Here is a 23167-nt window from a genome sequence, read left to right as displayed (position 1 = left end):
GTCAGCGGCAGGCCCAGCGAGCCGGCAACGTGGCGTCGACCCCTGCGGCGAAACCGCTGTCGCTGACAGCATCGCCCGCGGAACCGTAGGTACCGGCGGACAGCGGCAGCCGGGTGACGAACTCGGTGCCCTGCCACAGGACCGGGGTGTAGTTCCCGTCGTCGAGGTAGCCGACGGCGAGCCCGCTGTCGTTGACCGCCTCGACGTAACCGTTCACGGCGAACTTCTCGACCGCGCCGGTCGCCTCGGTCCACTTCCACGACTCTTCATAGCTGCTGAAGATCACGCCGTCACGGGTCAGCCCGCGCGGGTTCAGCGAGTAGTGCACCTCGGGCAACTGGGTGAGGGCACCGTTGCGCCACAGGAAGTTCCCGTCCATCGAGTCGATCAGGACGGTGCCGTCCTCCCCGAGGGCGACGGGCGTCACGCTGCGCGCCCCGGCCGGCATGATGACCTCCGGCGCACTGCCGTCGGCACGCCACAACACGGCACCCCACTCGTGGGAGCCGGTCGGGTTCACCCGGCCGACCACGTCGCCCCTGTTGTTGATGTCCTCGACTCCCCAGACCCGGTACCCGGCCGGGGTGGGCAGCTCGCGGTAGCCGGAACCGGGCGTGTGGGTCATCGCAACGGAGGTGCCGTCGGAACGGTCCGCGATGGCGCCGACCACGCCCGATGCGTTACCGGTCCTGGTGACGAACTTCGCGACGCCTTCCGGCTTCGGCACGATCTCCACACCGGACGTGGTCCACCGCGCCAGCACGCGATCGTCGCCGCCCGGCGAGTAGAACCCGCTGACGTTGCCCTGGCCGTCCACGCCGGTGATCCGGATGTTGCTCCAGCTCATGCCGTCCAGGATCGGCAGGCTCTCCCGCTGCCACGTGCAGTCCGCGGCAGCGGACGCCACGGGTGCGAGCAGCGCGGTCACGACGGTCGTCGCGACGACCGTGACGAGCGCACGACAAGACAAGGATGTGATGTGCATTCAATGCCCCCTTGGAGTCCCCATTCTCCTGTGGACACTATGCACGGTCGTGATCACTCAGCGCCAGCAAATGCGTACGCTTGGCCCAGTCCGCCCGTCGTGACCTGCGACACCTACACGTCCCGGCCAGCCCCAGCCGCCGGCACCGCGGCGAACATCCGCGGCGAGCCAAAGCCCTGCGCGGCAAAGGCTTCCGCCACGCCCGTCTCCACGCGCTCGCGGAGTTCCCGTGGCACCAACGCGATCGCCGATCCGCCGAACCCGCCACCGATCATCCGCGCACCGAGCGCGCCCGCCTTCTCCGCAGCTTCCGCGGCCACGTCCAGCTCGACGCAGGACACCCGGTAGTCGTCCCGCAAGCTCGCGTGCGACGCGCTCAGCAACGGCCCGATCTCCGCGTACCGCTCCTGCTTCAACAGCTCGACGGTCTTCAGCACGCGCTCGTTCTCCGTGATCACGTGCCTGGCGAGCGGCCGCAGCTCGTCCGGCAGCCCTTCCTCCCCGGCCGCATCCCGCAACGAAGCGACGCCGAGCACGTCCGCGGCACGCTCACAACCGCGGCGGCGTTCGCCGTACCCGGACTCGACCAGCGAGTGACTCACCCGCGTGTCGATCACCAGCACCTCCAGGCCGTGTGCGCCGGCGTCGAACGGCACCTGCTCCTGCCTGCCGGACCGCACGTCCAGGAACAGCACATGGGCGTCCGTGCAACACAGCGACGCCGTCTGGTCGAGCAACCCGGTCGGCGCGCCCACGAAGTCGTTCTCCGCCTGCTGCACCCACTTCGCGATGTCGCTTTTGGACGGATCCGCGCCGCTCAACCCCAGCAGCGCCAACGCGGTCGCAACCTCCAGCGAGTGCGAGGACGACAGCCCGGCACCCCGCGGCACATCCCCCGCCACCACCAGATCGGCGCCACCGCCGACACCCTGCTGCCGCAACACCCATGCCACCCCGGCCGGGTAGGCCACCCACCCCTGCGCGGTTCCCGGTTCGAGCTCGGCGAGGCGCACGGGTTCCGCCACCTCGACCTGACCGTCCTGCACCGAAGCGAGCGTGATCACGCCGTCCTCGCGCGGCGACGCGGCCACCCACGTCCGGTGCGGAATCGCGAACGGCAGCACGAACCCGTCGTTGTAGTCGGTGTGCTCGCCGATGAGATTGACGCGACCGGGCGCCGACCAGACGCCCGCCGGAGCAGCGCCGTGCAGCCGTCGGAACGCATCAGCCGCGATGTTCGATCCTGTTGAGTTCATACCGCCCGATCCCACGCCCGTCATAGCTCGCCGCGACAGTGACGGCGGAGAGCATGACGGACACCGGGCCACATTGACAATGTTGACTCTTGATTGAAAAAGTTCGACAACGTTCGCGAGACGATCGTCGATGCTCGCGACACTCACCTGTCTGCGTGACGGGTCCGCCTCCACGCGACCACGATGAACGCGATCAGCCCGAACAGCGGGATGGTGCTGATGGCCCAGGACAGTCCCATCGGCGGACCCGGCTGCTCCATCACCTTCAGGTTCTTCAGCTCACCGGTCGCTGGACCGGCCGGGCCGTCGAGGTCGAAGCGCAGGGTCCACTCGCCGGGCGCGGGCAGGGCGTAGATGTCCAGTCCCCAGACCTCGCGCTTGCGGGGGTGACGCGCGAGCGGGGAGTCGTCCATCAGCTCGCCGCCCCAGACCATGGTCAGGGTGCCCTTCTTGTCCGCGATGCCGTCCTCCGGCACGAACGTGAAGTCCAGCGACTGCATGGCTTTCACGGGCCACGTGCTGAAGCCGACGGTCAGGTTGTACGGCCCCGCCTGCACCTTCTCGGTGTGGACGACGTTCACCGGTTCGAAGGCGAGCGACGGGCCGGCGAGGCCGAGCAGTAGAGCGGCGGTGCCCAGAAGGGCGAACAGTGTCCTACGCATGACGGTCTTCCTTCACGGGTGCGAGGTGGCGCAGCATCTGGCCGAACCGCCTGCCGAGCACCGCGGCACCGGCACCGAACGCGGCGGCGAGGACGATGGTGGTGAGGTACCGGGCGTTGACCGGGAACGTGCCGCCGTACACGAGGACGCGCTGGAGCGGCACGCACGCCGCGATGATCGCGCCGCCGAGCGCGCCGGGGATCCACGCGGGCACCTTGTGCAGCAGTTCCACGGCCACCGCGACGATGACCAGGCACATCGGGATCATGTTCGGCAGGTCGGGGATGCCGTCGGTGTAGTCGCGCAGCGGCAGGCCGGTGGCGTCCGCGTAGACCTTGGCCGCCCACGGCGAGAACCACCAGAACACGGCTTGCAGCACGGCCACCGCGACGCCGACGGCGAGAGCGCCGCCGCGACGGCTCAGCGCGTGGGACGCCATGAACAGGATCATCACCGAGAGGGACGCCGTGCCCACGGAGACCGGGTTGGCGAGTGCGCCGGGCACCGCGCGCAGGCCGATCGCGGTCACCATGCTGAACACCAGCAGGACCGCGGCGGCCGCGATGGTGCCGTAGGTTCCCCAGCGCTGGTCACGTGCCACCGCGAAGATCATGACCGCGCCGACCATCGTGATCGAGATCGACAGCAGCAGCCCGATGTGCGGGGGTGAGTCGATCACGGCGTCGAAGCCGTACAGGCCGTGCCACCACTGGTCCCACAGGCCGTACACCAGGAACAGCGCCGCGCCTGTGCCGGAGATCAGGTAGCCGACCGGTGCGGCGAACGTCCGGCCGAAGACACCGACCGCGCGGCCGCCGACGATCGGATCGACCGTCCTGTCGCGTTTGGCGTCCGCGGTCGTCATCAGCACGACCACCAGGCTCGCGAGGCCGGAGAGCGCGCTGCCCGCGTACAGGAACAGGTGCGGCATCGTGAAGAACGTGTCCGGCCCCACGTCGGAATGCCATTGGATGTCCCACGTCAGGCCGACGAGTGACAGGAGTGTGCCGCCGAGCACCAGACTCGCCGGGACGAGTCCTTTCGGGACTGTCCTGGTCGACGGTGCCACCGCCGTGATGTCCACTGGTGATCCTCCCCCTTCAGGTGAGCAGCAGCGGGATGACCACCCGCTCCGCCTCGAGTGACACGGTGATTTCCCATTGCCCGGCCATGAACAGCTCGACGTTGCCGACCTGGTAGTGACCGGGTTCCGACGGTCCCGCGGTGATCGGCGCGATCGCGTGGCCCATCTGCGGCATCGCCGGTTCGACCACCACTTCCGCGCCCTGCGCGGGATTTCCCGCGCGATCGGTGATCCGCAGGTCGAACGAGTTGACGCCGCTCTTCGTGCTGGCGGGGGTGAGCACGAACCGGAGCTGCCCGCTCTCGGCGAGGTGCGGCTGTGCCTCGACGCTGCGCGGCCAGAGCACGAACAGCGCGCCCACCACGGCGATCACCGCGGCCGAGGCGCCCAGCAGGTAGCGCTTCACTTCTCGGAGACCCCCTTCGCCGCGGGGACGTCGACGACCGCGGGCACGGTGACGATCTCGTAGTCCCGTTCGACCTGAATCCACACGAGGTACTTGCCCGGCAACGGGAACGAGTAGGTGAACGGCACGTCCGGGCCGTACGCGGCGACGCTCTCGTCCGGCTGGTCGGGCATGCCGGGTGTCGGCGGGATCATCGAGTGCACGTGCGCCCAGATCGGCGCGTTCACCGGGCCGCCACCGGAGAGCGGGCCGACCACGATCATGTGCCCGAGCATGCCCAGCCACGGCTGCAGATCGCGTTCGCCGAAGCGGGCCTTGATCGTGCTCGGCCGGCCGGCTTCCCTGATTTCCGTTGCCAGATCGGCTTTTCCGTCGTGCGGGCGAGCGGCTGACGTCCCGGAGACGTCGATGCTCGACCGCAGCAGCTGCACTCCCCCGCCGCGCCGGGCGATCTCCGCGGCGATCGCGTGGGTGCCCTGTTCCGGAGCGTGCAGCCGGGCGCGGTACTCGCCCGGTGCCGTCCGGATCGGGTGCAGGTGGCGGAGAGTTCCGGCCGGGGACACGACGACGAGGTGGATGAACGCGCTGTCGTGCACCAGCAGGTCGTCCACGGGCCGGCCGGAGGACCCGTCGGTCAGGCTGAGGACGAGGTCCTCGCCCTTCATGCTCGGCACCAGGTTCACCGGCGGTCGCGAGAAGTCCGCCACGGGCGTTCGCCGGTACGGGTCGTTGATGTTGTCGTACGTCGGGTCCAGCTGCGTTCCCGGCGCCGCGACCGGCGGAATGCTGGGCGACAGCAACGCCGCCGTGACCCCGACGGCGATCGCGGCCACCATGCCCGCGGTGGGCACGAGCGCGAGACCCGGCTTGCCGAACACAGCGAACAGCAGCGCCACCAACAACAACACGCCCGCCGCAATGAACCCACCGTACGTGGCGTTCTCCCACGGCGACGACACGAGCGCCGGAACGACGAACGGAATGGTCGCCTCGTCGACCGCCAGCGCCCACGGGCCGGGCCGGTCGACGTGCACGACCCCCGAGTGGAAGCCGGGCACGGCACCGAGAACCACCTTGGTGGTGCTGGTCGCGGCACCGGCGGCGCGCGCGGTCAGCGTGATCTCCCCCGGCGGCGAACCGGCGTGCGTCACCACGTCGACGTGAACCGGGCCGGGCACCTCCGCGACCCGGCGGATGATCACCGTGAGATCGCGGCCGCCCAGCGTCTGCGCGACGTGGATGTCGCCGCCGGCCTGGGCGCCGTCAGCCGACGCCGATGCCGCAGCTCCGAGGACCGCCCCCAGCGCGAGCAGCAGGATCGCAACAGTTCGCTTCATCGCGACCGAACGTATCGATCACGGCCGGTGGAAAGCGTCACTGTCGCGGCGGAAACCGCATCCCCCGCGCGGGGGACGTCCGACCCCTGCGAAGCAGGACGTTCTCAGGGGCGGGATGGGGCAAGATCTCAGGCGATGTACCCGATCAAGCTGTCCCTGCGGAGCCAGTCGTGGCTGGTCGCGGCCACGTGCATGGTCGCGGACGGCGGTTTCGTGCTGCTCTCCGCCGCCACGCCGTGGCAGACCGGCATCGCGCTCGCGATCACCCTGGCGGTGAACGCGATGCTCGCCGGTCCCGCCAAGCTGTCCGGCTGGGTCGCGGCGGTGCACGCGGCGGTGCCGGTGATCATCCTGTTCACCATGGGCGACCGGGTGTACGCCAACGAGGCCGGCCTGCTCATCGCCGGCTACCGCGCGGGAGCCTGGTCGCGCGGCAGACCGGCGTACGCGTCGCTCGGCGTGCTCGCGGCGAGCGCGATCGTCTGCGTGCTCGCGATGGGCGGCGGCCCGACGCTGGGATCGCTCGTGGTGGCGAAGATCGCGGTGCTGCCGTGGCTCGTCGGCCGGTACACCACCGCCCGCCGCGCCTACCTCGCCGAACTGGAGAAGCGCTCGGCGATGGAGCAGGCCGACGCGAAGGCGGCGGTAGCCAAGGCGATCACCGAGGAACGCAGCGCGATCGCCCGCGACCTGCACGACGTGATCGTGCACCACGTGAGCGCGATCGGCATGCACGCGGGAGCCGCCAGGCTCGGCCTGCCCGACGGCAACACCAGCCTCGCGACGTCGCTGCGATCGGTCGAGACCTCCAGCCGCGCGGCGATGGTGGACCTGCGGCACCTGCTCGACCTGCTGCACGGCGACCGGTCTCCCGGCGCGCGGCAACCGGGACTGGACGACCTCGACGAGCTCCTCGACCGCGTGCGCGCGGCGGGCACACCAGCGCGTCTCGAGGTGCGTGGACCACAACGCGACGTGCCGGAGTCGTTGGACATCACGGTCTACCGGATCATCCAGGAGATGCTGACGAACGCCCTGCGGCACGGCGACTCGTCCGGCGTGACCGTGACGCTGGACTACGCGCCGGACTCGCTCACGATCAGCTCCTCGAACGCGACGGGATCGGGCAACGGCCACCACGGGGTCCGCCGCGGCCTGGTCGGGATCCGCAACCGCGCGGGCATGTTCGACGGCACGACCCGGTCCGGCCTCGAACCGGACGGCCGGACCTGGCGCACCGTCGTCACGTTCCCGCTGGAGGCCTCATGACCCTCACGGTGCTGCTCGCCGACGACCACGCGATGCTGCGTTCCGGCCTGCGCGCGATCTTCGACACGCAGCCCGACCTCCGGTGCGTGGCCGAGGTCGCCGACGGCAGGGCGGCCGTGACCGAGGTGGCGAGGCTGCGCCCCGACGTCGCGGTGCTCGACATCCGCATGCCCAAGCTGGACGGCCTGGGCGCCACCGAGATGATCCTCGCCAACCCCGCCAACCGCACGAAGGTCCTGCTGCTGACGACCTACGACACCGACGAGTACGTCTACCGCGCGCTGAACGCCGGTGCCAGCGGCTTCCTGCTGAAGTCCCTGCCACCGGAGGAACTGATCTCCGCCGTCCGCGTGGCCGCCCGCGGCGACGCGCTGATCGACCCGTCCGTGACGCAGCGCCTCATCGCGCGGTTCGCCGTCAGCCTCGCCCCTCCGCCGACGCCACCGGAGCTCGAGCTCCTCACCGCACGCGAGCGTGAGGTCCTGCACCTCATCGCGGCGGCCTACAGCAACGCCGAGATCGCCGCCGAGCTGCACGTCGGCGACGAGACCGTGAAGACTCACGTGTCCCGCGTGCTGTCGAAGCTGGGGCTGCGCGATCGGGTGCACGCCGTCGCCTACGCGCACATGAACGGACTCGTGCAGACGAGGCCACCGGGGCTGAGGTGATCAGCGCTCCTGCTCGGTGAACATCTCGACCAGGGCGTGCGGCGTGTCGTCACCGAACAGGGTCTCGAGCACCACGGCGTCGTCCGCCGGCGTCTCCACGCGGGTGAACATGGCCTGTTCGTACTCGGCGAGTGTGGCCTCGACGTCACCGGAGTGCGCGGCGAGGGCCTGCCCCAGTTCCGCGAGAGGTGGGCGGCGTCGCCGAGCAACGTCACCCCTGCGACCCGGTCCCACCGGTGCCCCGCCGGCAGCGTGTAGTGGGGACGCCAGACCAGGCCGGTGTCGCTGTCGGTGATCAGCGCGAGGAGTTCCGGTGCCCAGCCGTCGAACTCCCCGGCGATCTTCGCGGCGTCGATGGCGGCGAACCAGTCCAGCGGCTCGGTGAGCTCCACGTAGACGTGCAGGGTGTCGCCGCTCTCCCGATGCGCGATGATCCCCCTGCCTTTCGCGGGGGCGATCATCAGGCCGCCGCCGACGACCTTGGCCGCGGCCGGATGCCGGGTCTCCGACTCGAACAGATAGGTCTCGACGAACGAATGCCCGCGTACTCGGGTGTGGCGTCCGTCAGCAGCGGCCGGATTCGTGACCACGCACCATCCGCGCCGACCAGCAGGTTCGTTGCGACGGTGGTGCCGTTCGTGAAGGTCACCTCGTGCACACCTTCGGCAACCGTGCGCGCGCCGCTGACCTTGTGGCCCCACCGGACCGTGCCGTCCGGAAGCGAGTCGAGCAGCATCTGCCGCAGGTCACCGCGCTGGATCTCCGGGCGACCGCCGGTGCCGTCGTCGGCCTTGTCGAACAGGATCGTGCCGTCGCTGCCGACGATGCGCATCGCCTGGCGGCCCTCCAGCACGAGGCCGCGGAACTCGTCCGTCAGGCCCGCCGCGATCACCGCGAGCTGGCCGTTGTAGTCGCGGATGTCGAGCATCCCGCCCTGCGCCCGCGCCGAGGGGGACGGTTCCGCCTCGTACACCACGGCCGGGATGCCGTGGACGTGCAGCACTCGCGCGAGGGTGAGGCCGCCGAGACCGGCGCCGATGATCGTGACAGGGCTGTGCATGCGTTGCTCCTGAACTGTGTCCGGGGATTCGTCCCGAACACTGGCGGGAGCCGCTGGCACCGGCCGCACGCGACGCTGGCAATGGGCTGGCAGCCGCTGTCAGCGGTCGTCGAGGCGAACCGCCTGCGCCCTCGGGTACTTCCGGCCAGGCATCGGCACGGGCGACCCCGTGAACGACACCGGCGTGCCCGCCAACAGCAACGTCAGCCCCGTCGGCAGGTCGTCGCGGGAGACGAACCACGAGCCGCCGCGGGTGTCGGTGATGAACCCGTGCGTCTGCCCGGACTTCCAGGTCGTCACGGTCCCCCGCCGACGCCCGCGCGGCGTACCCACCGGCGAAGCCACCGCCTCGGACGACCGCACGAAGGCACTGCGCAGCGGGTACCCGGGCAGGTCGGTGGGGGCGAACAGGGCGTCGAAACCGGGGGTGAAGGGTGTCGCGGCCCGCAGCGGTGCGGCGGTGCGCGGCGTCCAGGCGGGAACACCGTCGTCCGACCGGATGTCGACGACCGGGACGACCACGTGCACGCCGCGCTCGTTCAGCCTGGTCACGAGCGGGGCGAAGTCGGCGTCGCCGGTGAGCAGGACGACCCACTGCAGCGGCACCGCGGTGGCGCGGTCCCAGGCCTCCAGGGCCAGCTGGACGTCGACGCCCTTCTCCTTGCCGTTGTGCAGGGGCAGGTCGTGGCGGGTGACGCCGGCTGCCGTCAGGACAGCGTCGAAGGACGTGGCCGGGGTTTCGATGCGGCCGCGGACGTAGTGCGCCTCGGCGACCACGCAGTCGTCGATCGGGACGCCCGTCTCGGTGTGGACGAACCAGCGCAGGGCGTCGTGCAGACCATCCAGCGAGATGCGCGCCGCCCGCGTGTGCGCGGTCGCGTAGAAGTCGCTGAGGTACGCGAACCACGTGCCGTCGTAGAACACACCTATGCGGACGATCTTCCCCATCCGGCAGACATTACCTCCGCGCGGCCGGAGCAGCCGGGGAGGCAGGTCCTCCCCGGCCGCTCCGCGTGCCTCAGGAGCGCACGGCCACCTCCGCGTCCGTCAGTGCCCGTCCGACCACACTCACGTCGTCGATCGCGCCGCGCCAGTGGTCGACGTTCTGGCCGCCGAACTTGGCCCGTCCCACCGCGAACGCACCGGTGCCGGGGATCGCCGGACCGGCCGGTGCCGTCGCGACCCGCACGCCGTCGACGTAGAGCCGGATCTCGTTGCCCGCCCGCACGCCCGTGAGCTCGTACCAGCGGCCGAGCTCCGGCGTGAGCTCGTGCCGGGCCCGGTTGCCGCCGGGCGTGCTGAACGCGAACGCGCCCTGCCCGTACTGCAGGTAGAAGGGGTTCTCCCGCTCCCTGCCGTCCTGGCTGACCGCGGTGGCGTAGTTGCCGGGCAGCTCGTCGAGCCGGACTCGCGCGGACACCGTGTAGTCGCCGGTCGTGTCGACGACCGGGCCGTAGGTGTCCGCGGAGCCGTTGGTGAGCTCCAGCGCACCGTCCTTCCAGGTGGCACCGGTCGGGCTGAGCAGCAACGGGTTGCCGCCGCCGCTCGAGTCCGCCGCCACCGCTCCCCTGCGTTCGTCGAGCTTCCACTCGCCTCGCGCCGCGTACGGGTACGGCTTGCCCGCGTTCGCCCCGGCTTCGATCACCCGCCGGTTGATCTCGCGGACCGGACCGGGATCGACCTTGATCCGCTTGCGGTCGTAGGTCCAGAACCCGTTGAGCTCGTTCTCCAGATCGGTGACCTGGGTGTAGACCGACGCGGACAGCTCGTTGCGCGCCTGGCCGAGGTAGAACGTGCGGGTGTTGTCGACGTACTTCGCGGTCAGCGCCGCCTTGTCCGCCACGCCGCTGTAGATGTTCGCCGGCGCGCCCGGCCACTGGTGCCCGGGAGTCCGCAGCGTGAAGCCGCCGTGCTCGCCGTCCATCACGACGCGCCTGCCGTCCGGGCGAGGCGGATCGGTGTTGTTGTAGTCGTGGTGGTCGATGACGTCGCCCTTGCCGGAGTCGCCCCTGGAGGCGCAGCAGTTCACGCCGCTGTGCGCGCTGACGATCCGGCTGGGGTCAGCGGCCTTGACGTCGTCCGTGATCTGGCCGGTGACGGTGCGGTCCCACTCGCCCCAACCCTCGTTGAACACGATCCACGCGAAGATCGACGGCGAGTTGTGCAGCTGCTTCATCATCTCGCGGTTCTCGTTCAGGAACGCCTGCTGCGCCGTCGTGCTGCTGCCGTCCTCCACCGAGACGAAGTCCTGCCACACCAGCAGTCCCAGCCGGTCCGCGTGGTAGTACCAGCGAGCCGGCTCGCCCTTGATGTGCTTGCGGACCGAGTTGAAGCCGAGGTCCTTCTGCGCCTTCAGGTCGAACACGAGCGCGTCGTCGCTCGGCGGCGTGTTCAGGCCGTCCGGGTAGAAGCCCTGGTCGAGCATCATCAGCGAGAAGATCGGCTGCCCGTTGAGCGTCAGCTTCGGCTGCCCGCCGACGTTCGCCATGCCGATGGACCGCATGCCGAAGTAGCTCTTCACCCGGTCGCCGCCCAGCCTGATCTCCAGCTGGTACAGGTACGGGTCGTCCGGCGTCCACAGGTGCGGGCTGGGCACCGGCAGCGACAGCTTCGTGTTGGCGGGCCCGGTGATCGTGCCGACCTGCTTGCCGCGCGCGTCCTTCGCGATCGCCGTGACCGTGGTGTTCGCGGCGGATTTGATCTCCAGCGCCAGCGAGCTCGTGGCGAGGTCCGGAGTCATCTTGACCTCGTCGATCGCCTTGTCCGGCACGGGTTCCATCCACACCGTCTGCCAGATGCCCGACGACGGCGTGTAGAAGATGCCGCTGGGGTTGCGCGACTGCTTGCCCTTCGGCTGGTGCGGGCCGGTCGTGTCGGTGACCGCGACGACGATCTCCTGCTCGCCGCGCTTCAAGGCGTCGGTGATGTCCGCGCTGAACGCCGTGTAGCCGCCGGAGTGCTCGGCGACCAGCTTGCCGTTCACCCACACCTTCGCCTCGTGGTCGACCGCGCCGAAGTGCAGCTTGAGCCGTTGCCCGGAACCGATCCTCCAGTCGCGCGGAACGGTCACCGTGCGGCGGTAGAACATGTGGTCCTCGTGCCGCTCCAGCCCGGAGAGCTGCGACTCGATCGGGAACGGCACGATCACCCGCTCGGGCAGCCGTTGCCCGAACACCGGCTGCTGCCCGGCCTTCGCGCCCGCGAACTCCCACGGACCGTTGAGGTTGAGCCACTTCTCGCGTTCCAGCTGCGGCCTCGGGTACTCCGGCAACGGGTTGCGCGGGTCGACCTTCTCGCCCCACGGCGTCTTCAGGCGCTGTTTCGACGAGTTCGCGACGGTGCGGGCGGTCTTCCCGACCTTCCTTCCGCCCGCGGTCAGCGCGCCGGCGCCGTCGTAGAACAGCCGGACCCGCTGGCTCTTCAGCACCTTCTCGCTCAGCCGGACGGTCAGGCGGTTGCGGCTCGCGGTGATCAGGTCGACCGGCATCGCCGTCGCGTCCACGTCGATCCGCAGGTGCGCCTTCAGGTCGGCGACGTTCGTGACGCGGCCGTCGAACTCCGCAGTGAGCACCCGCCCGTCCTCCGACACCGACGCGGTGCGCGGCACGACCTGGAAGTCCGGCGGCGGCGTGAACGCCGACTCCGGCACGATCTGCTTGGGCGTCCCTGCACTCGACCAGCGCAGGAACATGTTGGCGCCACCGGTGTCCTGGAACATCTCCAGCCGGAAGTCGTACTGCCGCCCCGCGGTCAGCGACACCGGCGCGCTGGTCTGCTCGCGGTCCCAGTCGCCCACCCAGTGGTCGATCACCGGTGCGCCGTCGACGAACAGCCGGAAACCGTTGTCCCCGATGGCGTGGAACGTGTAGTCGCCGGTCCGCGGCACGGCGATGCGGCCGGTCCAGCGCGCGGTCGTGTGTTCGGTGCGGCCGGCCAGGAAGCCGAACACCGAGGTCAGGTCCGGGTGGTTCACCTCGGCGTCGAGCACGGTGCCCGCGAGGGTCGCGAAGTCCCGCGCGCCCGGCGCCGACATGCTGAAGTACTCGCCCTTCAGGCCGTGCACGGGCTCGGCGGCACTCGCGGGTGGCGTGCCGGGCGCGACACCCAGCGCCAGCAGCAGCGCGACGAGTACGGGGGCGGCTTTTCTCATCGGCGAGGTCCCCTTCGTTTTTACAACGTTGTAAGAGCGCTCCCATCTATCCAGGCACGTGTTCGGAGGCCCGGCTACCTCCAATCGGAGGTACCGGCCATGTCAAACAGGACAAAAATCGGCGCCGCGTGAGAGCGCGGCCACGCATCGGCGCGAGCAGTTGGGTGCGGTTAGCGGCGCTTTCATCAGGAGTCGGTGGTACGTGCAGACGCCATCAGGAGTCCAGGGGGATCTCCAGGCTCACCGTGCCGCGCAGGTCCAGCCACGCCCGGCCGGGTGCGCGCACCAGCCGCAGCACGACCTCCTCGCAGTGCGGGCAGCGGGCGACGAGCCCGGGCGCGTTCTGGTAAACGCGCAACGTCGCCACCGAGCCCCGGTAGCCGCAGCCCGCGCACTGGCCGGTCGCCACGGTGAGGTCCACCGCGAAGATCTCGCGCAGGTCACCCGCGAGCGCGTTGCCGTCCACGTGGTCGTCGCTCATCGGTGCTCTCCTGTCAGCCGAAACGTTCGGTGCGGACGCGGCGCGGGTCGTGGCCCAGCGCCACGAGGATGTCGGACACCGTCTCGACGAAGCCGGTCGGCCCGCACACGAAGCAGTTCGGGGTGAACTCGGCGGGCCATCCGTGCGTGTTGAGGGTGGCCACACCCAGCCGGCCCGGCGGCTCCGGAGACCCTTCCGGAGTCCGCCGGGTGTACACCAGCCGCACGTCCAGGCCGCCGTCCTCGCGGGCCCGTTGACGCAACTCGTCGGCGAACATCACGTCCTCGGGCGTACGCACCGAGTACACCAGCCGGAACGGCACGCGGCTGCCCTCCGAGGCCCGCGCGCGGATCATCGACATCAACGGCGCGATGCCGGACCCGCCCGCCACCAGCGTCACCGGCGCCTGGTCGGTCGCCCGCCACACGAACCAGCCGCCCACCGGCCCGCGCAGCTCGATCTTGTCGCCCACGGCGAGCACGTCACACAGGTAGGGCGACACCTCGCCATCAGCCACCCGTTGCACGGCCAGCTCGATCCGCTCACCGTCGGACGCCGACGAGATCGAGTAGCTGCGCTGCACCGAATAGCCGTCCTCGGCGGTGAGCCGGACGTCGACGTGCTGCCCAGGCAGGTGTCCTGGCCAGCCGGGCACGTCGAACACCAGGCTGCGCGCGCTCTTCGTGAAGTCCTCGGCATCGGCCAGTTCGGCCACCCGCCAGGTCAGTCGCCCTGATACCGCTGCTCGCGCCATGGGTCTCCGTGGTCGTGATAGCCGGCGGTTTCCCAGAAGCCGGGTTCGTCCTCGAGCAGCAGCTGGATCCCGCGGACCCACTTCGCCGACTTCCAGAAGTACAGGTGCGGCACCAGCAACCTCGCCGGCCCGCCGTGCTCCGGCGTGAGGTCATCGTCGTCGAAGCGGTAGGCGATCCACGCCTGACCGTCGAGCAGGTCCTCCAGCGGCAGGTTCGTCGTGTAGCCGCCGTAGGAGTGGACGAGCGCGAAGTCCGCCGCCGTCTCCACGTCCTCCAGCAGCACGTCCAGCGAGACACCCTTCCACCGGGTGCGCAGCTTCGACCACTTGGTCACGCAGTGGATGTCCGTCGTGATCTTCTCCGCCGGCAGCTCCATCAGCTGCTGCCACGACCACGTGTGCTTCTCCCCGGCCTCCGTGCCGATGGTGAGCTCCCACCGGTCCGTCGGCACGCGGGGCGTCGGGCCCGCCGTGAGCACCGGGAAGTCCTCCGTGAGGTACTGCCCCGGCGGCAGCTGCACGTCCGGCGACTGGCGCCGCCCGGTGAATCCGGGGGAAACGATCGGCATGGGTGCAGTACACCGCAACAGCCGCGAACTCGCCACGCCGGTCTGTACCGTGCGCGCGTGGAGATCACTGACGACCGCACCTTCCCCGCCGCGCTGGCCGCGTTGAGCGGTGTCGAGTTCCCCTGGGACTACGACGAGAAGACCGAGACCCCGTCGCCGGGCAACATCGACTACGAGCCCTACGACGAGTTCGACTCCGCCGAGGAGACCACCGACTGGATCAGGGCCTGGACCGGCAACAAGGAGCTCGACGGCGACGCGTTCCGGGTGTTCGGGCAGGACGGCACCGGCGGCCTCGCCGCGCTCTGGCTGGTCCGCGCGGGACAACCGCTGACCGAGCAGCCGGTGGCGTTCTTCGGTTCCGAGGGCGAGGCCGGGATCGTGGCGACGAGCCTGGGCGAGTACCTGTGGCTGCTGGCCGGCGGCGTCGGCCCGCAGGAGGCCGTCGAGTTCGGGTCCGACAGCGGTGTACCGCACGACGATCTGCGCGCCGTGGCCGAGAAGCACTCCGGTGTCGCGCCGAGGACGCCCGCCGAGGTGCTGACGGCGGCGCGGGCCGAGTTCCCGGACTTCGCGCGGACCGTCGAGTCCTGGTGCCGCTAGGACCTCGTGGGGAACCGGTCCTCTTTCCGGTTCCCCAATGGTCTACACCACTTTGGACCCACCGGATACGCTCGGTGAAACCTGTTGCGCCGCAAGGTGCACAGGACTCGCCCCGGAGGTCTGCCCATGAGAAAACGTCTCGCGGCCGTGCTCCTCCTGATGGCCGCTGCGGTTCCGCCCGGAACCGCAGCCGCGGCTGATCCCATCTACAAAGACCCCGCACAGCCGATTCCCGCGCGCGTGGCCGACCTGCTCAGCCGGATGTCGCTCGACGAGAAGGTCGGGCAGATGACGCAGGCCGAGCGCGGCGCGGTGACCAACGCCGACATCACCAGCTTCCGGATCGGCTCGCTGCTGTCCGGCGGCGGTTCAGCTCCGTCGCCCAACAACGCCACGTCGTGGGCGAACATGTACGACAGCTTCCAGAACGCGGCCAGGGCCACGCCGCTGGGCATCCCCATGATCTACGGCGTGGACGCCGTGCACGGGCACAACAACGTCGTCGGCGCCACGATCTTCCCGCACAACATCGGTCTCGGCGCGACCCGCGATCCCGCGCTGGTGCAGCGGATCGGCCGCGCCACCGCGGAAGAGGTGTCGGGCACCGGCATCGACTGGGACTTCGCACCGTGCCTGTGCGTCGCGCGCAACGACCGCTGGGGCCGCACCTACGAGTCGTTCGGCGAAACGCCGGAGAACGCGACGTCGATGACGACGATGATCACCGGCCTGCAGGGCGCCAAGCTGTCCGATCCCGGTTCCGTGCTCGCCACCGCCAAGCACTACATCGGCGACGGCGGCACGACCGACGGCGACGACCAGGGCAACACGCAGCTCGGTGAGGCCGACCTGCGGGCGATCCACCTGCCGCCGTTCCGCGAGGCGGTCGCCAGGGGCGTCGGCTCGGTGATGATCACCTACAGCAGCTGGAACGGCACCAAGCTGCACGGCCACAGGTACCTCATCACCGACGTGCTGAAGAACGAGCTGGGCTTCAGCGGCCTCGTCGTCTCGGACTGGAACGCCATCGACCAGATCGACGGCCAGCCGGGCTTCACCGCGGCGGAGGTCCGCACGTCGATCAACGCCGGCCTCGACATGATCATGGTGCCGACCGAGTGGCGCCAGTTCATCACGCTGCTCAAGGCGGAGGTGCAGGCGGGCCGCGTCCCGATGTCGCGCATCGACGACGCCAACCGCCGCATCCTCACCAAGAAGTTCGAGCTCGGCCTCTTCGAAAGGCCGCTGACCGACCGCTCCTACACGCCGACCGTCGGCAACGCGGCGCACCGGGCGCTCGCCCGCGAGGCCGTGCGCAAGTCGCAGGTGCTGCTGAAGAACCAGAACGGCGTGCTGCCGCTGCCCAAGACGGCGAGCAAGCTGTTCGTGGCGGGCAAGAACGCCGACAACATCGGCCACCAGAGCGGCGGCTGGACGATCTCCTGGCAGGGCGGCAGCGGCCCGGTCACGCCGGGAACCACCGTGCTGCAAGGCATCCGCTCCGCCGTGTCGACGTCCACCGCGGTGGCCTACCACCGCAACGGCACCGGCATCGATGGCAGCTACCAGGCCGCGATCGCGGTGATCGGTGAGACGCCGTACGCCGAGGGCATGGGCGACCGGCCGGGTTCGATGGGCCTCGACAGCGAGGACCTGGCGACGCTCAACACGTTGCGCGCGTCAGGAGTCCCGGTCGTCGTGGTGCTCGTTTCGGGACGCCCGCTGGACATCGCTGCCCAGCTCTCCGGCTGGCACGCGCTGGTCGCGGCCTGGCTGCCGGGCACAGAGGGCAACGGCGTCGCCGATGTCCTGTTCGGCGACCACAAGCCGACCGGCACGCTGCCGTTCACGTGGATGCAGAACGCCGGCCAGCAGCCGATCAACGCCGGCGACGGCAAGACCCCGTTGTTCCCCCACGGTTTCGGCGCCCGGTTCCCGGCCACGCAGAACGCCTACGCGGTGATCGGCGCCTCGTACTACGACGAGCAGCGCGGCACTCAGGTCGAGCGCTGCACCGACTCGGGTTGCGGGCAGAACGTAGGCTACCTGACGCCGGGTGACTACGTGGCCTACGCGGACGTCGACTTCGGTGCCACTCCCCCGACGTCGGTGACCACGCGGATCGCGTCCGGCTCGACGGCCGGCGGCACGCTGCAGTACCGGCTGGACAGCCCGACCGGCCCGGTGATCGCCACGGTCTCGGCGGCGAGCACCGGTGGGTGGCAGACGTGGACGAGTCGTACTGCGGCGGCGGGTGGCGCCACCGGAGTGCATCGGCTCTACCTGGTGGCGACCGGCGGCACCGGTGGCGACCTGGCGAACGTCAACTGGTTCCAGTTCGCCCGCTGAGGTGACGTGAACGGGGGTAACCGCCCGGAAACCCCCGCTCACGCCGTGGTCACGCCGTCGTGCCCGTGACCGCGCTGCCCGACCTGGTGACGACGTAGGTGACCTTGGTGCCGCTCCAGTAGTGGAACGTCAGGGTCACCGGCCTGTTGTCGTTGACCTCGGCGAAGAAATCGGACGTCAGCGTGGTGACGCCGGTCGTGTAGTTCGGCGCGAAGGTCCGGTCGAACTCCTTGTAGGAAGTCCAGTTGTGCGGGCCCGCGTTCGAGCCGTCCGCGTACTTCGCCTCCATCGTGGCGAGCAGATCACCGCGAAACGCCGTCGGGATCGCGAACGACGACGTCGTGCCGGTCGCGTTCTGCAGCACGGGCGGGTCGTAGGTCACGATGTTGATCCGCCACGGGACGCCCTGGGAGAAGTGCGCCGTGAGCACCGCGTTCGTGCCGTAGTTCCGCGAGCCGCTCAACCGCGTGAGCGCTGCCGCGGTCAGGGTGAGCCGGTCGCCCTGGACCGTGTAGTCGGTGCCGCGCACCAGCTCCGTCGTGCCCTGGCGCAGGGAGTTGAATGTGGTTCCATTGAGGTTCAAGGTGATCGTCTTGGCGCTGATCGCACTGGCCTTGGCGCTGAACACCTGGTCCGTGGACGCGGTGCCGGAGCGGGTGGTCCAGCTCGACTTGATCTGCGCGATCAGCTCGGGGTCGCTCCACTGGAACGACGTGCGCCCGAAGTGCTGCCCGTTGTCCCACAACATCGTGGTGATCTTCTTGGCGCGCGCGTAGTGGCCGAACTGCTCGAAGAACTTCAGCTTCTCGCCCTGCTGGATGGTGCCGGTGTGGCGGTCGAAGCCGAGCAGGCCGTACTCCCCCAGGATCACGGGGACGCCGCGCGCGATGAACGTGTTGTACACGCGGTCGAACGAGTCCGTGAGGTCTTTCTGCGCGGTGGCGTCGAAGTGCGTGCCGCCCGCCACGTTCACGCTGAACGGCCAGTAGCCGTAGTAGTGCACGGTCGCGGCGATGTTGGGGTCCTTGAAGGTGTTCAGCGACGACGCCAGCTCGTCGAGGCGTGCCTGCTCCGACGAGGTGTGCAGGGTCGGCAGCACGAGCAGGCGGTTCGTGTTGTTGCCGCCCGACCGGCGCACGATGTCGCGGAACGACGCGTTCAGCTCGTGCAGCAGCTGTGCGTTCTGCGCGTCACCCGAGCTGCCGGTGAACTGCGGCTCGTTCACGCTCTCGAACACGAGCTTCGCCGGGGAGTCCCGGAACGCCGCCGCCAGCTGCGTCCAGATCGCGTTGTAGCGGGCCAGCACACCCGCCCGGTCGGACGGCATCGTGTTGATCCACTGCCACGAGTCGTGGTGGATGTTGATCATCACGTGGAAGCCGTCCGCCAGCGCCCAGCCGACGACCTCCTTGACGCGGTTCAGGTACGCCGTTTCGATGGCGTAGCCCGGTGCCGGGCCCTGGTGCTGGCCCCACGTGACGGGGATGCGGATGCTCTTGAAGCCCTGCGCCTTCACGTTGTCCAGCAAGGCTTCCGTGATGCGCGGGTTCCCCCACGAGGTCTCGTCGCCGCCCGTGGAGTCGAGTGTGTTGCCGAGGTTCCAGCCCGGCTGCATCTCCGCGACCTGTGCCATCGCGTCACCGGGCGCCGGCCCGCCGGACGTCGTGGTGGTCGTCGTGGGTGGCGTGCCGGGACCGCCCGTGCACGTCACTCCGTTGAGCGCGAACGACTGCGGCGCGGTGTTGGCACCCGTCCAGCTGCCGTTGAAACCGAACGCGACCGTGCTGTTCGGTTCGATCACCGCGTTGTAGCCGGCGTCCACCGCCGTGACTTGGCTGCCCGACGACGTGACCGTCGCGTTCCACGCCTGCGTCACCTGCTGGCCCGCGGGCCACGTCCAGGTCAGCCGCCAGCCGCTGACCCGGTCACCGGTGTTGGTCACCGCCACGTTCGCGGTGAAGCCGCCGGACCACTGGCTCGGCACCGTGTAGTCGACCCGGCAGCCCGGCGCCGCCGCGGCAGGGGTCACCGCCGCCAGGCCGACGGTCGCGGCCACGGACACGAAGGCCGTTGCCAACGCGACACCCCGGCGGCGGATCACCTGCATCTTGTCGCGAAGTCCGGTCATCAAGGCACCTTTCCTGGCAGGGCAGGGGTTTCCAGGAGCGCTCCCTCCGGACACTCACGTCCGGAGGGAGCGCTCGGCGGGGCCGGGACGGCGAGCAGCAGGGGCACCGTTCGACGCCGGGGAACAGAACAGTGAGACGCTGCCGAGCTGCCGTCGCGGGACACGTTGACCTTCACGACGCCGCACCGTGTCGGTCGGCGTCCCTACCAGCCCCGAATCCAGGACCTGGGAGCGCTCCCAGGTGAGACCGGACTGTAACCCCCGAAATACGACTCGGAAAGCGTTGTCGAACTGTGGTCGATATTCGAGCGAACTTCATGTTGCACCCCGCGTGACCGTCGACAGGGCCAATCACGCGACATTCCGGCAGGCGGCGAAACTGGGATGGCCCTACCGATATGCGCACGGTGTGCACGCTTTTGCCCCACTGGCCCATTCCAGTGACGGGCCACGGAAGGCACTATCGGAATGATCGACAAGAAGTTACGGCGAACGGCCATGACCCGCTGTGCCGATCGGGGCAAAACCGCAGCGGCCCGCTACTTTCTGCCACCTGAACGATTGTGAAGCCGTTCGGCACAACACCAGGAGGACATCCGGACGACCCTCCAGGGCCGGCCGTCGGCATTTGCGGGAGCATTCAGCGGGCACCCCTTCCGCAATGTTTTCGTGACCGTTACAGTCGCCCAAAACTGGGAGCGCTCCCATAAGCATCCGAACCCTGTCATCGGAGGCTCACGTGCTCAGTCGCAGGTCACGAGCCCTCACCACCGCGCTCGTCGTGTTGCTCGCCGGACTGGTCGGTGCCACCGCACCGCGAGCGGAGGCCGCGCCCGCGTTCAACTACGCGGAGGCGCTGCAGAAGTCGATCTGGTTCTACGACGCCCAGCGGTCCGGGAAGCTGCCTGCGGACAACCGCGTGAGCTGGCGCGCGGACTCCGCGGTGCGCGACGGCTCCGATGTCGGCCTCGACCTGTCCGGCGGCTTCTACGACGCCGGTGACCACGTGAAGTTCGGGCTGCCGTTCGCGTTCAGCATGTCGATGCTCGCGTGGGGCGCGGTGGAGAACCGGGCGGCCTACGCGGACTCCGGCCAGCTCAAGCACCTGATGGCGAACCTGAGGTGGGGCACGGACTGGATCATCAAGGCGCACCCGTCACCGAACGTCGTCTACGGCCAGGTCGGCGCCGGCAACCCCGACCACGCCTGGTGGGGCTCGGCCGAGGTGATGCCGATGGCCCGTCCTTCGTACAAGGTGGACGCTTCGTGCCCCGGCTCCGACCTCGCCGGCGAGTACGCCGCGGCGATGGCGTCGGCCTCGATGGTCTTCCAGGACACCGATCCCGCCTACGCGGCCACTCTGCTCACTCACGCCAAGCAGCTCTACACGTTCGCGGACACCTATCGCGGCAAGTACAGCTCGTGCATCACCGACGCAGCGAACTTCTACAACTCCTGGAGCGGCTACCAGGACGAGCTGGTGTGGGGTGCGATCTGGCTGCACCGCGCGACCGGTGACACGAGCTACCTCACCAAGGCGAAGGCGGAGTACCAGAAGCTCGGCACCGAACCGCAGAGCTCCGAGCGTTCCTACCGGTGGACGATCGCGTGGGACGACAAGTCCTACGGCGCCTACGTGCTGATGGCCAAGCTGACCGGCGAGCAGACCTACGTCACCGATGCCAACCGCTGGCTGGACTTCTGGACCACCGGCCACAACGGCAACCGGGTGCGCTACTCCCCCGGCGGCCAGGCGGTGCTCGACAGCTGGGGTTCCCTGCGTTACGCCGCCAACACGGCGTTCGCCGCGCTGGTGTACTCGGACTGGCTGTCCACTCGCGACAGCACGCGCGCCAGGACCTACCACGACTTCGGTGTGCGGCAGGTCAACTACGCCCTCGGCGACAACCCGCGCAGCTCCAGCTACGTCGTCGGTTTCGGCGCCAACCCGCCGCGCAACCCGCACCACCGCGGCGCGCACGGCTCATGGGCCGACAGCATCCAGGAACCCGTCATCAGCAGGCACGTTCTCTACGGCGCGTTGGTCGGCGGGCCCAGCACCAACAACGACGCCTACACCGACAGCCGCAGCGACTACGTGATGAACGAGGTCGCGCTCGACTACAACGCGGGCTTCACCGGTGCACTCGCGCGCCTGTACCGCGAGTTCGGCGGCACCCCGCTGGCGAGCTTCCCCGTGGCCGAGACCCCGGACGGCCCCGAGCTGACCGTCCAGGCGTCGGTGAACCAGAGCGCCGCCCAGTTCACCGAGATCAAGGCGTTCGTGCTCAACAAGAGCGCGTGGCCGGCGCGGACGTTCAACGGCACGCTGCGGTACTACTTCACGCTCGACGGCGCCACCACGCCCGGTCAGATCACCGTGACCACCAACTACAACCAGTGCGGCAGGGCGAGCGCACCGGCGCAGTACCGCGGCTCGGTGTACTACGTGGAGATCCCGTGCTCCGGCATCGCTCCGGCCGGGCAGTCCGCGTACCGCAAGGAAGTCCAGTTCCGCATCACCAGCAGCGGCACGTGGGACCCGGCGAACGACTGGTCGTACACCGGACTCGGCAGCGGCAACACGGTCGTCCAGACCGATCGGATCGTGTTGCGGCAGGACGGGAAGACGGTGTGGGGCCAGGAACCCGGCGGCGGTGTCGACGACACCCAGCCGCCGACCGTCCCGAGCAGACTGACCGCGTCGAACGCCGGCAGCTCCAGCGTCACGCTGAGCTGGACCGCCTCGACCGACAACGTCGGTGTCACCGGGTACGACGTCCTCGACGGGACCGCGGTCGTGGGCTCGGCGACCACGACCAGCCTGCTGGTCACCGGACTCGCCCCCGACACGCAGTACACGTTCTCGGTGCGCGCGAGAGACGCGGCGGGCAACGTCTCCGCCGCGAGCACCCCGGTCACCACCCGCACCCTGCCCGGCGTCCGGAGCACGCTCACGGTGCAGCACAAGGGAACGAGCGCCGCCAGGACGAACCAGATCGGCGCGACGCTCCAGGTGACCAACCGCGGTACCACGCCGGTCGGCCTCGCCACCACGACCGTCCGGTACTGGTTCACCGGCGACGCGCTGTCGGCCGGCTACCAGGTCTGGTGCGACTGGGCCCAGATGGGCTGCGCCGGGGTGCGGGCGCAGGTGGTCAAGCTCGCCACGCCGCGTCCGGGAGCCGACGCGTACCTGGAGGTGTCCTTCACCTCCGGCAGCCTGGCCGCGAGCGGCACCACGGGCGAGATCCAGCTGCGGGTGGCGAAGTCCGACTGGTCCGCCTTCGACCAGGCGGACGACCACAGCTACCGCGTCAGCGCCGCGCTGACCGACTTCGACCGGGTCACCGCCTACTCCGCAGGCACGCTCGCCTGGGGCGCGGAGCCCTGACAAAGCCTCGGC

At 69.7% G+C, this 23167-nt stretch carries 17 protein-coding genes and 2 pseudogenes; 6 read left to right on the top strand and 13 right to left on the bottom strand.

Annotated features, from left to right (window positions below; all coding sequences use genetic code 11):
• Position 1 precedes the first annotated feature (1 nt).
• From ABFX45_RS27785 to ABFX45_RS27760, 6 genes are all read right to left on the bottom strand, one after another.
• Positions 2-985, bottom strand: a complete 984-nt coding sequence (locus tag ABFX45_RS27785) for a hypothetical protein (RefSeq protein WP_346132968.1) — start codon at positions 983-985, stop codon at positions 2-4.
• A gap of 113 nt (positions 986-1098) precedes the next feature.
• Positions 1099-2241, bottom strand: a complete 1143-nt coding sequence (gene galK, locus ABFX45_RS27780) for a galactokinase (RefSeq protein WP_346132966.1) — start codon at positions 2239-2241, stop codon at positions 1099-1101.
• A gap of 143 nt (positions 2242-2384) precedes the next feature.
• The gene (locus tag ABFX45_RS27775; RefSeq protein ID WP_109638255.1) at positions 2385-2903 is read right to left on the bottom strand and encodes a hypothetical protein; all 519 of its coding nucleotides are present in this window, start codon (positions 2901-2903) and stop codon (positions 2385-2387) included.
• Positions 2896-3987 carry a hypothetical protein gene (locus ABFX45_RS27770; protein WP_346132964.1) on the bottom strand — a complete coding sequence of 364 codons (1092 nt, stop codon included), beginning with the start codon at positions 3985-3987 and terminating at the stop codon, positions 2896-2898. Before ABFX45_RS27770 ends, ABFX45_RS27775 begins: the two co-directional genes overlap by 8 nt.
• 16 nt (positions 3988-4003) lie before the next feature.
• On the bottom strand, positions 4004-4393 hold the full coding sequence (locus tag ABFX45_RS27765) for a FixH family protein (protein WP_109638254.1): 390 nt from the start codon (positions 4391-4393) through the stop codon (positions 4004-4006).
• Positions 4390-5730, bottom strand: a complete 1341-nt coding sequence (locus ABFX45_RS27760) for a hypothetical protein (RefSeq protein WP_346132962.1) — start codon at positions 5728-5730, stop codon at positions 4390-4392. The genes ABFX45_RS27765 and ABFX45_RS27760 overlap by 4 nt, the downstream gene beginning before the upstream one ends.
• Before the next feature lie 135 nt (positions 5731-5865).
• Between ABFX45_RS27760 and ABFX45_RS27755 the strand changes: the two genes are divergently transcribed.
• Both ABFX45_RS27755 and ABFX45_RS27750 read left to right on the top strand, forming a co-directional pair.
• Positions 5866-6999: a sensor histidine kinase gene (locus ABFX45_RS27755; protein WP_346132960.1), complete on the top strand. Its 1134-nt coding sequence runs from the start codon at positions 5866-5868 to the stop codon at positions 6997-6999.
• The gene (locus tag ABFX45_RS27750) at positions 6996-7667 is read left to right on the top strand and encodes a response regulator (protein WP_109638251.1); all 672 of its coding nucleotides are present in this window, start codon (positions 6996-6998) and stop codon (positions 7665-7667) included. Before ABFX45_RS27755 ends, ABFX45_RS27750 begins: the two co-directional genes overlap by 4 nt.
• On the opposite strand, the pseudogene ABFX45_RS27745 reads toward ABFX45_RS27750, so the two are convergent.
• The 6 genes and pseudogenes from ABFX45_RS27745 to ABFX45_RS27720 all read right to left on the bottom strand — a co-directional run bounded on the left by ABFX45_RS27745 (position 7668) and on the right by ABFX45_RS27720 (position 14681).
• Positions 7668-8727 (bottom strand): annotated as a pseudogene (locus ABFX45_RS27745) (FAD-dependent oxidoreductase).
• Between the two features lie 99 nt (positions 8728-8826).
• The gene (locus tag ABFX45_RS27740) at positions 8827-9675 is read right to left on the bottom strand and encodes an NYN domain-containing protein (RefSeq protein ID WP_346132958.1); all 849 of its coding nucleotides are present in this window, start codon (positions 9673-9675) and stop codon (positions 8827-8829) included.
• 70 nt (positions 9676-9745) lie between these two features.
• The gene (locus ABFX45_RS27735; RefSeq protein WP_346132956.1) at positions 9746-12877 is read right to left on the bottom strand and encodes a LamG-like jellyroll fold domain-containing protein; all 3132 of its coding nucleotides are present in this window, start codon (positions 12875-12877) and stop codon (positions 9746-9748) included.
• 214 nt (positions 12878-13091) lie between these two features.
• On the bottom strand, positions 13092-13358 hold the full coding sequence (locus ABFX45_RS27730; protein ID WP_109638248.1) for a DUF6510 family protein: 267 nt from the start codon (positions 13356-13358) through the stop codon (positions 13092-13094).
• 13 nt (positions 13359-13371) lie between these two features.
• Positions 13372-14112, bottom strand: a complete 741-nt coding sequence (locus ABFX45_RS27725) for a ferredoxin reductase (RefSeq protein ID WP_346132954.1) — start codon at positions 14110-14112, stop codon at positions 13372-13374.
• Positions 14082-14681 carry a sulfite oxidase-like oxidoreductase gene (locus ABFX45_RS27720; protein WP_346132952.1) on the bottom strand — a complete coding sequence of 200 codons (600 nt, stop codon included), beginning with the start codon at positions 14679-14681 and terminating at the stop codon, positions 14082-14084. The genes ABFX45_RS27725 and ABFX45_RS27720 overlap by 31 nt, the downstream gene beginning before the upstream one ends.
• 57 nt (positions 14682-14738) lie before the next feature.
• Here ABFX45_RS27720 and ABFX45_RS27715 point away from each other — a divergent pair, with 57 nt between their 5' ends.
• The 3 genes and pseudogenes from ABFX45_RS27715 (at position 14739) to ABFX45_RS27705 (ending at position 17633) form a co-directional block, all read left to right on the top strand.
• Positions 14739-15284, top strand: a complete 546-nt coding sequence (locus tag ABFX45_RS27715) for an SMI1/KNR4 family protein (RefSeq protein ID WP_109638245.1) — start codon at positions 14739-14741, stop codon at positions 15282-15284.
• A 126-nt stretch (positions 15285-15410) separates the two neighbouring features.
• Positions 15411-17219, top strand: a pseudogene (locus ABFX45_RS27710) (glycoside hydrolase family 3 protein); the annotation flags it as partial.
• Between the two features lie 24 nt (positions 17220-17243).
• Positions 17244-17633 (top strand): carbohydrate-binding protein, encoded by a 390-nt coding sequence (locus ABFX45_RS27705; protein ID WP_346133008.1) that lies wholly within the window; start codon positions 17244-17246, stop codon positions 17631-17633.
• A gap of 49 nt (positions 17634-17682) precedes the next feature.
• Here ABFX45_RS27705 and ABFX45_RS27700 read toward each other — a convergent pair whose 3' ends face one another.
• On the bottom strand, positions 17683-19761 hold the full coding sequence (locus ABFX45_RS27700) for a cellulase family glycosylhydrolase (protein WP_233439738.1): 2079 nt from the start codon (positions 19759-19761) through the stop codon (positions 17683-17685).
• Between the two features lie 739 nt (positions 19762-20500).
• On the opposite strand from ABFX45_RS27700, the gene ABFX45_RS27695 reads away from it, so the two are divergent.
• Entirely contained in the window at positions 20501-23155 is a 2655-nt protein-coding gene (locus ABFX45_RS27695; RefSeq protein ID WP_346132949.1) for a glycoside hydrolase family 9 protein, read from the top strand.
• Positions 23156-23167: the final 12 nt, after the last annotated feature.

Source organism: Lentzea roselyniae, from assembly GCF_039537795.1.
GTDB lineage: Bacteria > Actinomycetota > Actinomycetes > Mycobacteriales > Pseudonocardiaceae > Lentzea > Lentzea atacamensis.
This window is presented reverse-complemented; position numbering and strand designations above follow the sequence as displayed.

Excerpts from the sequence above, each read along its gene's own strand:
- ABFX45_RS27785 (WP_346132968.1), bottom strand. The coding sequence starts at position 985 with ATGCACATCACATCCTTGTCTTGTCGTGCGCTCGTCACGGTCGTCGCG.
- galK (WP_346132966.1), bottom strand. The coding sequence starts at position 2,241 with ATGAACTCAACAGGATCGAACATCGCGGCTGATGCGTTCCGACGGCTG.
- ABFX45_RS27775 (WP_109638255.1), bottom strand. The coding sequence starts at position 2,903 with ATGCGTAGGACACTGTTCGCCCTTCTGGGCACCGCCGCTCTACTGCTC.
- ABFX45_RS27760 (WP_346132962.1), bottom strand. The coding sequence starts at position 5,730 with ATGAAGCGAACTGTTGCGATCCTGCTGCTCGCGCTGGGGGCGGTCCTC.
- ABFX45_RS27755 (WP_346132960.1), top strand. The coding sequence starts at position 5,866 with ATGTACCCGATCAAGCTGTCCCTGCGGAGCCAGTCGTGGCTGGTCGCG.
- ABFX45_RS27750 (WP_109638251.1), top strand. The coding sequence starts at position 6,996 with ATGACCCTCACGGTGCTGCTCGCCGACGACCACGCGATGCTGCGTTCC.
- ABFX45_RS27740 (WP_346132958.1), bottom strand. The coding sequence starts at position 9,675 with ATGGGGAAGATCGTCCGCATAGGTGTGTTCTACGACGGCACGTGGTTC.
- ABFX45_RS27735 (WP_346132956.1), bottom strand. The coding sequence starts at position 12,877 with ATGAGAAAAGCCGCCCCCGTACTCGTCGCGCTGCTGCTGGCGCTGGGT.
- ABFX45_RS27730 (WP_109638248.1), bottom strand. The coding sequence starts at position 13,358 with ATGAGCGACGACCACGTGGACGGCAACGCGCTCGCGGGTGACCTGCGC.
- ABFX45_RS27725 (WP_346132954.1), bottom strand. The coding sequence starts at position 14,112 with ATGGCGCGAGCAGCGGTATCAGGGCGACTGACCTGGCGGGTGGCCGAA.
- ABFX45_RS27720 (WP_346132952.1), bottom strand. The coding sequence starts at position 14,681 with ATGCCGATCGTTTCCCCCGGATTCACCGGGCGGCGCCAGTCGCCGGAC.
- ABFX45_RS27700 (WP_233439738.1), bottom strand. The coding sequence starts at position 19,761 with ATGACCGGACTTCGCGACAAGATGCAGGTGATCCGCCGCCGGGGTGTC.